Genomic DNA, 14,738 nt, shown 5'->3' with positions numbered 1-14,738 from the left:
GGGTTTTAATAACTGGCTTAAAGCTGAAAGCTTTCCGGAACCCCCAGCCTAGCTGGGGGTTTTCCATAGACAAAAAAGCCCGGATATACACCCGGGCTGAAGAAAAATACAACGGGAAAAAGATTAGCGAGTCAAATCGTCAAAGAATTTTTTCACGCCGTCAAAGAAGCTTTTTGAACGCGGGCTGTTTTTCTCTCCCGTCGGGCCGCCAAAACTTTCCTGAAGATCTTTTAGCAATTGCTTCTGTTTTTCGCTCAGACCGACCGGCGTTTCAACCACCACACGGCACAGCAAATCGCCCTGCGCGCCACCGCGTACGGACTTCACGCCTTTGCCGCGCATACGGAACAGCTTGCCCGTTTGTGTTTCGCTCGGTACTTTCAGCATCACGCGACCATCTAACGTCGGCACTTCAATTTCACCGCCGAGCGCCGCCATCGCAAAGTTGATCGGCACTTCGCAATAAAGATTATTGCCTTCACGCTCGAAAATAGGGTGTTGTTTCACCTGGACCTGAACATACAAGTCGCCTGCCGGTGCGCCATGCTCGCCCGCTTCGCCCTCGCCTGCCAGACGAATACGATCGCCGGTATCCACGCCCGCCGGGATTTTAACGGACAGAGTTTTACTCTTTTCAACACGCCCATGACCGTGACATTTATGGCACGGATCTTTGATCAGCGTACCGCGTCCCTGACAGTGTGGGCAGGTCTGCTGTACAGCAAAGAATCCCTGGCGCATCTGTACCTGACCAGAACCATGACAGGTCGGACAGGTTTGCGGTTGCGTGCCAGCTTTCGCCCCGCTGCCGTGGCAAACGTCGCACTCCTCCAGCGTCGGAATACGGATCTCTTTGGTCACGCCACGCACCGCTTCTTCCAGGGTGAGATCCATGTTATAACGCAAATCAGCCCCACGCGCCGCACGTTGGCGACCACGCCCGCCGCCAAAGATATCGCCAAAAACGTCACCAAAGATATCACTGAAATCAGCGCCGCCATTAAAGCCGCCGCCAAATCCGCCGCCCATACCGCCTTGTTCAAACGCGGCGTGACCATACTGATCGTAGGCTGCGCGTTTTTGCGCATCGGTCAGCACTTCATAGGCTTCTTTAATCTCTTTAAATTTAGCTTCGGCCTCTTTATCACCCTGATTGCGGTCCGGATGATATTTCATGGCCAGGCGCTTATACGCCTTTTTGATTTCACGCTCTTCCGCTGTTTTGGAAACGCCTAAAATCTCGTAGTAATCTCTTTTCGCCATCTCTTTTTATCTGCCCTTAACATGCATACACGGGCGGAGAGGAAACCTCTTCGCCCGTGCCAGTAATTACCCGTTCAAAGGGCGATTATTTTTTATCTTTTACTTCTTCAAACTCAGCGTCGACAACGTCGTCATCTTTCGCGTTGTTTGCAGAAGCGTCAGCGGAGCCAGCCTGCTGCTGCGCATGCTGCTGCTGAGCGATTTCCATCAGTTTCTGGGAAACCTGCGCCAGCTCCTGCATTTTCGCTTCGATAGCGGCTTTATCTTCGCCTTTCAGGGCAGTTTCCAGCGCGCTCAGCGCAGACTCGATAGCGGTTTTGTCATCAGCCGGCAGTTTATCGCCTGCTTCTTCAACCTGCTTACGGGTGCTGTGCAGCAGATGGTCGCCCTGGTTACGGGTCTGAACCAGCTCTTCGAACTTACGGTCGGATTCAGCGTTCGCTTCTGCATCGCGAACCATTTTCTGAATTTCTTCCTCGTTCAGACCAGAAGATGCCTTGATGGTGATCTTCTGCTCTTTGCCGCTATTTTTATCTTTCGCGGAGACGTGCAGGATACCGTCAGCATCGATATCGAAGGTGACTTCGATCTGCGGCATACCGCGCGGCGCCGGGTTGATGCCATCCAGGTTGAACTGACCCAGAGATTTGTTATCAGACGCACGTTTACGCTCACCCTGCAGCACATGGATGGTTACCGCAGACTGGTTGTCTTCCGCAGTAGAGAACACCTGGCTGTGCTTGGTCGGGATGGTGGTGTTTTTGGTGATAAGCGGAGTCATCACGCCACCCATCGTTTCGATACCCAGAGACAGCGGGGTAACGTCCAGCAGCAGTACGTCTTTCACATCACCGGTCAATACGCCGCCCTGTACCGCTGCGCCGATAGCCACAGCTTCGTCCGGGTTAACGTCTTTACGCGGCTCTTTACCAAAGAACTCAGCCACTTTTTTCTGCACCATTGGCATACGGGTCTGACCGCCAACGAGGATCACGTCGTTGATATCAGACACGGACAGGCCAGCGTCCTGCAGTGCGACTTTCAGCGGCTCGATAGAACGGTTCACCAGATCTTCAACCAGGCTTTCCAGTTTCGCACGAGTCACTTTGATGTTCATGTGTTTCGGACCGGTGGCATCTGCGGTAATGTACGGCAGGTTCACGTCGGTCTGCTGCGCAGAAGACAGCTCGATTTTGGCTTTTTCTGCGGCTTCTTTCAGGCGCTGCATGGCCAGCGGATCGTTACGCAGGTCAATGCCCTGATCTTTCTTAAACTCGTCAACGAGGTAGTTGATCAGGCGGGTATCGAAGTCTTCACCACCCAGGTGGGTATCACCGTTGGTTGCCAGAACTTCAAAGGTTTTTTCGCCATCAACTTCGTCGATTTCGATAATAGAGATATCGAAAGTACCACCACCGAGGTCGTAAACCGCGATAGTACGGTTGCCGACTTCTTTATCCAGGCCGTAAGCCAGCGCTGCGGCAGTCGGTTCGTTGATGATACGTTTAACTTCCAGCCCCGCGATTCGACCAGCATCTTTGGTTGCCTGACGCTGCGCATCGTTAAAGTAAGCCGGTACGGTGATAACCGCTTCAGTTACCGGTTCGCCCAGATAATCTTCAGCCGTTTTCTTCATTTTCTTCAGCACTTCGGCAGAAATCTGCGGCGGCGCCATTTTCTGACCTTTCACATCAAGCCATGCGTCGCCGTTGTCGGCGCCGATGATTTTGTACGGCATGATAGAAACGTCACGTTGAACTTCTTCGTCCTGGAAGCGGCGGCCAATCAGGCGTTTAATCGCAAACAGGGTGTTTTGCGGGTTTGTCACTGCCTGACGTTTAGCCGGCTGACCAACCAGAGTTTCACCATCCTGGGTATAAGCAATGATAGAAGGCGTAGTGCGATCGCCCTCGGCGTTCTCCAGCACGCGTGCCTGCGTTCCATCCATAATCGCTACACAAGAGTTGGTAGTACCCAGGTCGATACCAATAATTTTACCCATCTAAACGTCTCCACTAAAAATTCGGTCATCATGTGGTTGTGAATCTGTAATAAGGGCGAAACGTGCGGTTTCAACTACCCTGAATCGTTTTTTTTCAGACTCACCACTGCGGTTGACTACAAGATGGGGTCGTAACCCACGTCATCAAGGGGGAGATGAAAAAATTTTTTATTGACGAGAGGGCGCGATGGAAAACCAGACAGGTAAACATTCATAAAATAAATTAAACAACGAATACCATTCACGGAAAAATTGTAATAAAAAGAAAAGATTACAAAACTGAATCGTTGTCATGAGCAGAGTATGATAGACGGTAATTGCTTATTGAACCCGTCAAAGAGAAATTTCATGCGATCTGTGTTAACGATTTCCGTCGGCCTGCTTTTCGGCCTGGCGTTAAGTAGCGTCGCGCACGCGAACGACCATAAAATACTGGGTGTTATTGCCATGCCCAGAAATGAAACGAACGATCTCGCGTTGAAAATTCCCGTCTGCCGCATCGTGAAGCGCATTCAACTCACGGCGGATCACGGCGACATCGAACTTAGCGGCGCATCCGTCTATTTTAAAACTGCGCGTAGCGCCAGCCAAAGCCTGAACGTCCCTTCCTCAATCAAAGAAGGCCAGACGACAGGCTGGATCAATATTAATAGCGATAACGACAACAAACGCTGCGTATCAAAGATTACCTTCTCAGGCCATACGGTAAATTCTTCCGATATGGCGAGACTTAAAGTCATTGGCGACGATTAATCGCTGTTATTTCTATTCCAAAAGCCAGACTGAAAATGAACGTCACCTATTTACACGACGAGGATTTAGACTTTCTTCAGCATTGTAGCGAAGAACAACTCGCCGATTTCGCCCGTTTGCTGACGCATAACGAAAAGGGCAAGGCTCGCTTGTCGAGCGTCCTTAGTCATAACGAACTGTTCAAAGCGATGGAAGGTCACCCGGAGCAACACCGCCGTAACTGGCAGCTCATTGCCGGCGAGTTTCAGCATTACGGCGGCGACAGTATCGCCAACAAATTGCGCGGACACGGAAAACAGTACCGCGCGATTCTGCTGGATGTCGCAAAACGGCTAAAACTCAAAGCAGATAAAAGCATGTCGACGTTTGAAATAGAACAGCAACTGCTGGAGCATTTTTTACGTCATACCTGGCAGAAGATGGACGCGGCGCATAAGCAGGAATTTCTGCAAGCCGTAGACGCCAAAGTTTCTGAACTGGAAGAACTGCTGCCGCTGCTCATGAAAGATCGCAGTCTGGCAAAAGGGGTCTCCCACCTGCTTTCCACCCAGCTTACCCGCATTTTGCGTACCCATGCCGCAATGAGCATCCTGGGCCACGGATTGCTGCGCGGCGCAGGTCTTGGCGGCCCGGTCGGCGCGGCGTTAAACGGCGTCAAAGCGATGAGCGGCAGCGCGTATCGCGTGACTATTCCGGCGGTGTTGCAAATAGCCTGCCTGCGACGAATGATGGCAGCCGTTCAGGCGTGAATGCCCTCACAGGGGGAAATATTTTCTTTTCCCCCTTATTAGATCATAGACAGTCCTCTTCCCCCTGATTATTATGCCGCGCCCCGAATACGGAACTCGTTATTCTGGGAAACTATTTCACCATTCAATTATGATGATTTTGAGGAATTATGGGCAACACTAAGTTGGCTAATCCGGCACCGCTGGGCCTGATGGGCTTCGGCATGACCACCATTCTGCTTAACCTGCACAATGCCGGTTTTTTCGCCCTGGACGGTATTATTCTGGCGATGGGGATTTTCTACGGCGGTATCGCGCAAATTTTTGCCGGTCTGCTGGAGTATAAAAAAGGCAATACCTTTGGTTTAACGGCCTTTACCTCTTACGGTTCGTTCTGGCTGACGCTGGTCGCTATCCTGCTGATGCCGAAAATGGGCCTGACGGATGCGCCTGACGCTCAGCTACTCGGCGCTTATTTAGGTCTGTGGGGCGTGTTCACGCTGTTTATGTTCTTCGGTACGCTGAAAGCCGCCCGCGCGCTGCAATTTGTTTTCCTGAGCCTGACCGTACTGTTCGCTCTGCTGGCGGTCGGCAATATCACCGGTAACGAAGCCATTATCCATATCGCAGGCTGGGTTGGTCTGGTTTGCGGCGCCAGCGCTATTTATCTGGCGATGGGTGAAGTGCTAAACGAGCAATTTGGCCGCACTATTCTGCCAATCGGCGAGGCGCACTAAATCTCTTTTATTCCTCCCGCACCGGGAGGAATAACCCTACTATCAGTCTCTTCCGGTCAGGATGACATATTCTCACGTCTGGCGCTCTTCGGACGGAAAGCGGCAACCACTTCCGGCGCGGTTTCGACATACGGCCCGTCAAGCAGCTGTATGCAATACGGCACGCTCGCAAAAATGCCCGGCACGCTAACGCTGCCATCGTCCGCTTTTACGCCTTCCAGCGTTTCTTTGATCGATTTTGGCTGTCCAGGCAAATTAAGAATTAACGCCTGTTTACGGATAACGCCCACCTGGCGGGAAAGAATGGCGGTCGGCACAAAGCGCAGGCTGATCTGGCGCATCTGCTCGCCAAAACCTGGCATTTCACGGTCGGCGATGGCAAGGGTCGCGTCCGGCGTAACGTCGCGACGCGCCGGACCGGTACCGCCAGTGGTCAGCACCAGATGACAGCTCATCTCATCAACCAGTTCACACAACGTTTGCTCGATAATTTCCTGTTCATCAGGAATTAAGCGCCGTTGGACCTCGAAAGGCGTGGTCAGCGCAGAAGCGAGCCACTCCTCAAGCGCAGGAATGCCTTTATCCTGGTAAACGCCGCTTGAAGCGCGGTCGGAGATAGAAACTAAGCCAATACGTAAGGTATCCATGATTATTCCGTTTAAACAGTCTCGTTAAACAGAATGATACACTGCGAAGGGAAGGACAGACAGGTTTCAGAAGAGGTAGCGTGACCCATATCAGGGCCACGCGTTAATGATTACAGCAGATCGCCGATCATTTTTTCCAGTTTTTCCTGGTCTACCGCAAACTTACGGATACCATCCGCCAGTTTGTCCACCGCCATGGGATCCTGGTGATGCTGCCACAGGAACTCGGCTTCGGTAATGCGTTCCGGACGCGCTTTGACTTCGCCGGAGAAAGAGAGCTTACGCTCAATCGCCCCTTCGCTTTCCGCCAGTTCTTTCAGCAATGCCGGCGCGATAGTCAGACGGTCGCAGCCCGCCAGCTCCAGAATTTCGCCTACGTTACGGAAGCTTGCGCCCATAACGACGGTTTCGTAACCATGCTGTTTGTAGTACTCGTAGATTTCCGTTACGGAAACCACGCCCGGATCTTCAGCTGGCGCATAGTCTTTCTTGTCGGTATTGGCTTTATACCAGTCAAGAATACGACCTACGAACGGCGAGATCAGGTAGACGCCCGCTTCGGCGCACGCACGCGCCTGCGCGAAGGAGAACAGCAGCGTCAGGTTACAGTTGATGCCTTCTTTTTCCAGCTGTTCGGCTGCGCGAATGCCCTGCCAGGTGGACGCCAGCTTGATCAGGATACGATCGTTGCTGATACCCGCATCATTGTAGAGTTTAATGATACGTTTTGCTTTGGCGATAGACGCTTCAGTGTCATAAGACAGACGCGCGTCAACTTCGGTAGAAATACGCCCCGGCACCAGCTTCAGGATTTCCAGGCCAATATTCACCGCCAGCTTATCGGTCGCGTCAACAACCTGCTGCGCGCGGTCGCTGCTCTGCTGCTTCGCCCAGGCGACAGCATCGTCAATCAGCTTACGATATTCCGGGATTTGCGCTGCGTTAAGAATGAGAGAAGGGTTAGTTGTAGCATCCTGCGGCTGGTACAGCTTCATTGCCGCGATATCTCCGGTATCAGCCACTACGGTGGTGAACTGACGAAGGGAGGTCAATTTGTCCGTCATGATAGAGTTTCTCTTTAAACAGCTTGTTAGGGGATGTAACCGGTCTACCCTGATGATAACACGACGCACTCACAGCGCAACCGCCTACATGCACCTGGCTGCCCTTGTGAACTGTTTGCGTATCTGCCGACGGTTGATGCGCAATTAAAGGATACCGCCGTATTTATGGTAAACTACCGTTAATATTAGCCTGACAAGGTCATCTACATCATGGGTCACGCTTATACAGGATCATCAAAGCGTGACGGCATCAACAAGAGGGACGTTAATGCCTGAGTTTTTCAGTTTTATTAACGAAATACTCTGGGGCTCGGTAATGATTTACCTGCTGCTCGGCGCAGGATGTTGGTTTACCTGGCGTACCGGATTCATTCAATTTCGTTATATTCGCCAATTTAGCCGCAGTCTGAAAGGCAGCCTTAGCCCGCAGCCAGGCGGCCTGACGTCATTTCAGGCGCTGTGTACCAGCCTCGCGGCGCGGATTGGCAGCGGTAATCTGGCCGGCGTGGCGCTAGCTATCGCCGCAGGCGGTCCCGGCGCGGTATTCTGGATGTGGGTCTCGGCCATCATTGGCATGGCGACCTCCTTCGCCGAATGTTCGCTTGCCCAGCTTTATAAAGAACGTGACCCGACAGGCCAGTTCCGCGGCGGCCCGGCGTGGTATATGGCGCGCGGACTGGGAATGCGCTGGATGGGCGTGGTTTTCGCCCTCTTTCTGCTCGTCGCCTACGGGTTGATTTTTAATAGCGTGCAGGCGAATGCCGTCTCACGCGCGCTCCATTTCGCCTTCAACATTCCGCCGCTTATCTCTGGCATTGCTCTGGCGTTCTGTGCCCTGTTAATTATCATCCGCGGCATCAAAGGCGTCGCCCGCCTGATGCAATGGCTGATTCCCATCATCGCGTTATTGTGGGTCGCCGGCAGCGTATTCATTTGCCTCTGGCATATTGAGCAAATGCCTGGCGTTATCGCCTCGATAGTCAAAAGCGCATTTGGCTGGCAGGAAGCCGCGGCAGGCGCAGCCGGATATACGCTCACCCAGGCTATTACCAGCGGTTTTCAGCGTGGGATGTTCTCTAATGAAGCGGGAATGGGGTCAACGCCTAATGCGGCCGCAGCGGCAACGTCGTATCCCCCTCACCCTGTCGCGCAGGGGATTGTGCAAATGATTGGCGTATTCAGCGACACCATTATCATCTGTACCGCCAGCGCGATGATTATCCTGCTGGCGGGGAATCACGCGTCCCATTCGTCAACAGAAGGCATTCAGCTTCTCCAACATGCAATGGTTTCGTTGACCGGTGAATGGGGCGCCAGTTTTGTCGCGCTTATCGTCATTCTGTTCGCGTTCAGTTCTATCGTCGCCAACTATATTTACGCCGAGAACAATCTGTTTTTTCTGCGGTTACATAACGCAAAGGCCATCTGGCTATTACGTCTTGCGACGCTTGGCATGGTCATCGCCGGTACGCTTATCAGTTTTCCGCTGATATGGCAGCTCGCTGACATGATCATGGCCTGTATGGCCATTACCAATCTGACGGCGATTTTGTTGCTCTCACCGGTGGTGTATACCCTCGCCGGCGATTATCTGCGACAACGGAAACTGGGCGTAAGACCGCAGTTCGATCCGCGGCGCTTCCCGGATATCGAACCACAACTGGCGCCAGATACCTGGGATGCGGCATCGCGCGATTAAGCCGACAATCGCAACCATCGGTCAACTCTGCGGCGTTTTTTTGCTAAAGTCGCAGAAAATTCCCTGCAAGGACTGGATATGCTGATTCTGATTTCACCTGCAAAAACGCTTGATTATCAAAGCCCGCTGGCCACGACCCGCTATACCCAGCCGGAGCTGTTGGATCACAGCCAGCAGCTTATTCAACAGGCCCGCCAGCTTTCGGCGCCGCAAATTTCCAGGCTAATGGGAATTAGCGACAAACTGGCGGATCTCAACGCCACGCGTTTTCATGACTGGCAGCCTCATTTTACGCCGGATAATGCACGCCAGGCGATTCTGGCGTTCAAAGGCGATGTTTATACCGGCCTACAGGCGGAAACGTTCAACGACGCGGATTTTGATTTTGCCCAACAGCATCTGCGCATGCTCTCTGGCTTGTATGGCGTATTGCGCCCGCTGGATTTAATGCAGCCTTATCGTCTGGAGATGGGGATTCGCCTGGAGAATCCGCGCGGCAAAGATCTTTATCAATTCTGGGGCGATATCATTACCGATAAGCTCAACGAAGCGCTTGAGGCGCAGGGCGATCGGGTGGTGGTGAATCTGGCCTCCGAGGAATATTTTAAATCGGTGAAGCCGAAGAAACTGAATGCCGAACTGATTAAGCCCGTGTTCCTTGATGAGAAAAACGGCAAGTTTAAAGTGGTAAGCTTCTACGCCAAAAAAGCGCGCGGACTGATGAGCCGTTTTATTATTGAAAACCGCTTAACGAAGCCGGAACAGCTTACCGCGTTTGACCGTGAAGGGTATTTCTTTGATGAAGAAACCTCCACACAAGACGAGCTGGTCTTTAAACGCTACGAGCAGTAACGACATCGCCGGATGGCGGTTACGCCTTATCCGGCCTACAAATCGACACCACCCCATAGGCCCGGTAAGCGACAGCGCCACCGGGCACAATGGTTACTGGCGGGTCATCATCAGCTTACGCAGGGCGGCAAAATCCGCAGGCAGATGATGTGAAAGCAGCGGCAGATCGGCGCGTTCGGCGAGCGCTTCAGGCAAGGCCAGCGTTTCTCCCAGAATGGACTCCACGCTTTCTTTAAACTTCGCCGGATGCGCCGTTCCGAGAAACAAGCCATACTCGCCAGGGTTTAACTGGTCGCGTAATGCCCGATACGCTACCGCCGCATGAGGTTCCGAGATATAACCTTTCGCTTTCAGCTCGCGCATCGTCTGTTGTGTCGTAGTGTCATCCACCGCCGCATAGCCCAGCTCAGTCAGACGCCAGATTTTACGGCGGAATAGCTCCTCCACGCGCGGCCAGTTATTCGGCTGGCTGACATCCATCGCATTCGACAGGGTCGCCTGCGTCGCTTTCGGCGCCCACTTCCCGTCATGCAGAAAACGCGGCACCGTGTCGTTGACGTTGGTGGCGGCGATAAAACGTTTCACCGGTAGGCCTAACGACTTCGCCAGCAGTCCTGCCGTCAAATCACCAAAGTTGCCGCTGGGTACAGAGATCACCAGTTGGTTACGCGCCCCCTGCGGCAATTGCGCCACGGCTTCAAAGTAGTAGCAAATTTGCGCCAACAGGCGGCTGATATTAATCGAATTAGCTGAATTCAGCCCCAGCGCCGTTTTCAGTTCTTCGTCATCAAATGCCTGTTTCACCAGCGCCTGGCAAGCGTCGAAATCGCCGTCGATCGCCACGGTTTCAATGTTGCCGCCCAGCGTACAGAACAGTTTTTCCTGCAACGGACTGATTTTACCGCGCGGGTAGAGAATAACGACCCGCACATTTTCCAGGCCATAGAACGCGTGAGCCACCGCCGCGCCGGTATCACCTGACGTTGCGGTCAGAATCGTCACCGGTTTGTCGCCGCTGATATGCGTCAGCATTTGCGCCATAAAACGCCCGCCGAAGTCTTTAAAGGCCAGCGTCGGACCATGGAACAGCTCCAGGCAGCCGACATCGCTTTCTACCTGCGCTACCGGCGCCGGGAACGCAAACGCCGCGCGGACGCGCTCTTCCAGAATTTGCTGCGGTATTTCATCGCCAATAAATGCCGAGAGGATCTTTGCGCTACGGCTGACAAAGTCCTGGTTGAGCATCTCATCAATTTCCGTCAGGCTAAACTCCGGCAGTTCGTGCGGAAAAAAAAGTCCCTGCTGTTTGCCCAGTCCTTGCGTGACGGCCTGCGCAAAGCTGACCTGCTCATTATGGTCTTTCAGATTATAGAGTTTCATTGATTATCCCACTACTCGTGCGCCCGCCGTATCCAGCCGGCAAATATGAACGAAGCCTTCCTGATTTTGCAGATAATGTTTGCTCAGCCAGTCCGCGACGCGCTGCGCCGTCTCCGGTTTATCGCATAGCGCAAACAGCGTCGGCCCCGACCCGGAAATCCCGCTCGCCAGCGCGCCGATCTCCGACACCGCCTGTCGCGCCTGGCTAAAGCCCGGCAGTAAACGCGCGCGGTATGGTTCGGCAATAACATCTTTCATCAGCGCGGCGGCAAGCTGCGGCTGCCGCGAGTAACAGGCGTGAATAAAACCGGCCAGATGCCGTCCATGCGCAATGCAATCCTGACGGCGATACTGCGCAGGCAAAATGGCCCGTGCTTCTGCGGTGGAAACTTTAATGCCCGGATAAGCCAGTACCCATAGCCACTCATCAAAGCCCGGCACCTGCTGACTAATAATGCCGTTTTCTTCAATCATCAACTGCATACCGCCAAGAAAGCACGGCGCGACGTTATCGTAATGGATGCTGCCGGAGATACGGCCTTCCAGCTCGCCCATCAGCGCCAACAGACGCGTGTCGTTTAACGGTTTGCCGCAGTGCTCATTCATCGCGACCAGCGCGGCGACGACGGAACAGGCGCTGGACCCTAACCCGGAACCAATCGGCATATTTTTTTCCAGCGTCATCGCCACCGGGATGGTTTTCCCCAATGCCTGGCAAAAACGTTCCCAGCACTGATAAACAATATTTTCACGCGGCTCCGGCGGCAGTTTATCGGCAAATCGCCCCAGGTTATGCAGACGGAAATGGTCCGCTGCTTCAACGGATACCACATCGCCCAGCAACGTGCCGTCAACGGGTGTGACGGCTGCGCCCAACACGTCGAAACCGACGCTCATGTTCGCGCTGGAAGCCGGGGCATACACTTTCACCATGTTAAACTCCTAACTTCCATGAGAGGGTCCGTAACAGATCGGCAAACACGCCCGCCGCCGTCACATCATTGCCTGCGCCGTAGCCGCGCAGCACCAACGGCAAGGGCTGATAATAGTGGCTGTAGAACGCCAGCGCGTTTTCACCATTTTTCACTTTGAAGAGCGGATCGTTACCATCAACTTCGGCAATCTTCACGCGGCACACGCCATCCTCTTCGATATTGCCCACATAGCGCAATACCTTACCTTCATCACGAGCTTTCGCCACACGGGCGGCAAACGCGTCGTCAAGCTGCGGCAGATGCGCCATAAAGGCGGTCACATCGCCGGAGGCGTCAAACTCGTTCGGCAACACCGGTTCAATCACGATATCGGAAAGCTCCAGCTCGCGGCCCGTCTCGCGGGCGAGGATCAACAGTTTACGCGCCACATCCATACCGGAAAGATCGTCGCGCGGATCGGGTTCGGTATAGCCCATCTCGCGCGCCAGAGCGGTCGCCTGTGAGAGACTCATCCCCTCTTCCAGTTTACCGAAAATAAAAGAGAGCGACCCGGAAAGAATGCCGGAAAATTTTTGCAGTTCATCACCCGCATTCAGCAGGTTTTGCAGGTTTTCGATTACCGGCAAACCGGCGCCGACGTTGGTGTCATACAAGAATTTGCGCCGTGATTGCGCGGCGGCGAAACGTAGCTGATGGTAGTAGTCCATCGACGAGGTGTTCGCTTTCTTGTTCGGCGTCACCACATGGAATCCTTCACGCAGGAAGTCGGCATACTGGTCGGCCACCGCCTGACTGGAGGTACAATCAACAATCACCGGATTGAGTAGATGATATTCTTTCACCAGGCGAATTAAGCGTCCCAGATTGAACGGCGCGTTCGCTTGCGCCAGTTCCGCCTGCCAGTTGTCCAGATTCAGTCCATGCACATTGGTTAGCAACGCCTTTGAGTTCGCCACGCCGCACACGCGTAGATCGATGTGCTTGTTCTTCAGCCAGGTTTGCTGACGTTTAAGCTGTTCCAGTAGCGCGCCGCCGACGCCGCCGACGCCAATGACAAACACTTCAATCACCTGATCGGTATTGAACAGCATCTGGTGCGTTACCCGCACGCCGGTGGTGGCATCGTCGTTATTCACCACCACAGAAATGGAACGCTCAGAAGATCCCTGAGCGATCGCCACGATATTGATATTAGCCCGCGCCAGCGCGGCGAAGAATTTCGCTGAAATGCCGCGTAGCGTGCGCATACCGTCGCCGACAACAGAGATAATCGCCAACCGCTCCGTAACCGCCAGCGGCTCCAGCAGCCCCTCTTTCAGCTCCAGATAGAACTCATCCTGCATCGCACGGCGGGCACGCGCGCAGTCACTCTGCGGCACACAGAAACTGATGCTGTACTCAGAGGAGGACTGGGTAATGAGCACCACCGAGATCCCGGCGCGAGACATGGCGGCGAAAACACGCGCCGCCATCCCAATCATCCCTTTCATTCCCGGGCCGGAGACGCTAAACATCGCCATGTTGTTAAGGTTAGAGATCCCTTTAACCGGCAGGTTATCATCGTCGCTGGACGCGCCGATCAGCGTTCCTGGCGCCTGCGGATTACCGGTATTTTTAATCAGACAGGGGATCTGGAACTGGGCGATGGGCGTAATGGTGCGAGGGTGAAGGACTTTGGCGCCGAAGTAAGAGAGTTCCATCGCTTCCTGGTAGGACATCGATTTCAGCAGCCTGGCGTCCGGCACCTGGCGCGGGTCACAGGTATACACGCCATCGACGTCAGTCCAGATTTCACAGCAGTCAGCGCGTAAACAGGCGGCCAGCACGGCGGCGGAATAGTCGGAACCATTACGGCCCAGCACCACCAGTTCACCCTTTTCATTACCGGCGGTAAAGCCCGCCATCAGGATCATGTGATCGGCCGGGATCTGGCTGGCGGCGATACGGCGAGTCGATTCCGCGATATCGACGGTAGATTCAAGGTAATGGCCCACCGCCAGCAATTTTTCTACCGGATCGATCACCGTGACGCGATGCCCACGCGCCTCCAGAAGTCCCGCCATAATCGCGATCGACATTTTTTCGCCACGGCAAATCAGCGCGGCGTTGATGCTATCCGGGCACTGACCCAGCAGGCTGATACCATGCAGAACATGTTTGATCTGAGCGAATTCTTGTTCGACAACCATTTTCAACCGTGCAAGCGGGAATCCCGGCTGCGCGCTGGCAAGTCCTGCGAGCAGGTCAGAAAAAATACGTTCTGCATCGCTGATATTCGGCAAAGCATCCTGGCCGCCGATAGTTTTTTCAATCATCGCCACCAGATGGTTGGTAATTTTCGCGGGGGCGGAAAGTACGGTCGCTACCTGCCCTTGCCTGGCATTGCTTTCCAGAATATCGGCAACACGCAGAAAACGTTCTGCATTTGCCACTGATGTACCGCCGAACTTCAACACTCGCATGGTTGTTACCTCGTGATCTCTGGTCGAAAAAAAAGCCCGCACTGTTCAGGTGCGGGCTTTTTTCTGTGTTTCCTGTACGCGTCAGCCCGCACCGTTACCTGTGGTAATGGTGATGGTGGTAATGGTGGTGGTGCTGATGCGGTTCATGGATGTTGTGTACTCTGTCATTTTTATTTGTCTGTCTTGTATTCCTATATTGGTTAAAGTATCTGCCCG

General features: G+C 53.7%; 13 protein-coding genes and 1 other annotated feature. Of the genes, 5 read left to right on the top strand and 8 right to left on the bottom strand.

Going from position 1 to position 14,738, the window contains the following annotated elements; translation table 11 throughout:
• Window positions 1-123: 123 nt before the first annotated feature.
• On the bottom strand, window positions 124-1,263 hold the full coding sequence (gene dnaJ, locus NA197_RS15535; RefSeq protein WP_001119009.1) for a molecular chaperone DnaJ: 1,140 nt from the start codon (window positions 1,261-1,263) through the stop codon (window positions 124-126).
• Window positions 1,264-1,348: 85 nt separating this feature from the next.
• Entirely contained in the window at window positions 1,349-3,265 is a 1,917-nt protein-coding gene (dnaK, locus tag NA197_RS15530) for a molecular chaperone DnaK (RefSeq protein ID WP_000516126.1), read from the bottom strand.
• A 348-nt stretch (window positions 3,266-3,613) separates the two neighbouring features.
• Here dnaK and NA197_RS15525 point away from each other — a divergent pair, with 348 nt between their 5' ends.
• The 3 genes from NA197_RS15525 to satP all read left to right on the top strand — a co-directional run bounded on the left by NA197_RS15525 (window position 3,614) and on the right by satP (window position 5,483).
• Window positions 3,614-4,018, top strand: a complete 405-nt coding sequence (locus tag NA197_RS15525) for a DUF2541 family protein (RefSeq protein WP_001258093.1) — start codon at window positions 3,614-3,616, stop codon at window positions 4,016-4,018.
• Window positions 4,019-4,053: 35 nt separating this feature from the next.
• Complete coding sequence (gene msyB, locus NA197_RS15520) at window positions 4,054-4,767, top strand: acidic protein MsyB (RefSeq protein WP_001103477.1); 714 nt, start codon at window positions 4,054-4,056, stop codon at window positions 4,765-4,767.
• A gap of 149 nt (window positions 4,768-4,916) precedes the next feature.
• Window positions 4,917-5,483 (top strand): acetate uptake transporter, encoded by a 567-nt coding sequence (gene satP / locus NA197_RS15515; RefSeq protein WP_000528525.1) that lies wholly within the window; start codon window positions 4,917-4,919, stop codon window positions 5,481-5,483.
• A gap of 56 nt (window positions 5,484-5,539) precedes the next feature.
• Here satP and mog read toward each other — a convergent pair whose 3' ends face one another.
• Entirely contained in the window at window positions 5,540-6,130 is a 591-nt protein-coding gene (gene mog / locus NA197_RS15510; protein WP_000380373.1) for a molybdopterin adenylyltransferase, read from the bottom strand.
• A gap of 110 nt (window positions 6,131-6,240) precedes the next feature.
• A complete protein-coding gene (gene tal, locus NA197_RS15505; RefSeq protein WP_000130175.1) occupies window positions 6,241-7,194 on the bottom strand; it encodes a transaldolase in 954 nt (317 codons plus the stop codon).
• Between the two features lie 268 nt (window positions 7,195-7,462).
• On the opposite strand from tal, the gene NA197_RS15500 reads away from it, so the two are divergent.
• Complete coding sequence (locus tag NA197_RS15500; protein WP_001113812.1) at window positions 7,463-8,893, top strand: alanine/glycine:cation symporter family protein; 1,431 nt, start codon at window positions 7,463-7,465, stop codon at window positions 8,891-8,893.
• Between the two features lie 78 nt (window positions 8,894-8,971).
• Window positions 8,972-9,745, top strand: a complete 774-nt coding sequence (yaaA, locus tag NA197_RS15495) for a peroxide stress protein YaaA (RefSeq protein ID WP_000906175.1) — start codon at window positions 8,972-8,974, stop codon at window positions 9,743-9,745.
• A 93-nt stretch (window positions 9,746-9,838) separates the two neighbouring features.
• Here the strand turns inward: yaaA and thrC are convergent, their stop codons facing one another.
• From thrC to thrL, 4 genes are all read right to left on the bottom strand, one after another.
• Window positions 9,839-11,125, bottom strand: coding sequence for a threonine synthase (gene thrC / locus NA197_RS15490; protein WP_000781110.1), 1,287 nt, complete (start codon window positions 11,123-11,125; stop codon window positions 9,839-9,841).
• Between the two features lie 3 nt (window positions 11,126-11,128).
• The gene (thrB, locus tag NA197_RS15485) at window positions 11,129-12,058 is read right to left on the bottom strand and encodes a homoserine kinase (protein ID WP_000241685.1); all 930 of its coding nucleotides are present in this window, start codon (window positions 12,056-12,058) and stop codon (window positions 11,129-11,131) included.
• 1 nt (window position 12,059) lies between these two features.
• A complete protein-coding gene (gene thrA, locus NA197_RS15480) occupies window positions 12,060-14,522 on the bottom strand; it encodes a bifunctional aspartate kinase/homoserine dehydrogenase I (protein WP_001264681.1) in 2,463 nt (820 codons plus the stop codon).
• A gap of 25 nt (window positions 14,523-14,547) precedes the next feature.
• Window positions 14,548-14,668: a sequence feature (Thr leader region), on the bottom strand.
• A complete protein-coding gene (gene thrL, locus NA197_RS15475) occupies window positions 14,604-14,669 on the bottom strand; it encodes a thr operon leader peptide (RefSeq protein WP_001575544.1) in 66 nt (21 codons plus the stop codon). (Overlaps the previous feature by 65 nt.)
• Between the last annotated feature and the right edge of the window lie 69 nt (window positions 14,670-14,738).

The organism is Salmonella sp. NW884 (assembly GCF_051700745.1).
Classification (GTDB): Bacteria; Pseudomonadota; Gammaproteobacteria; order Enterobacterales; family Enterobacteriaceae; genus Salmonella; species Salmonella enterica.
This window is presented reverse-complemented; position numbering and strand designations above follow the sequence as displayed.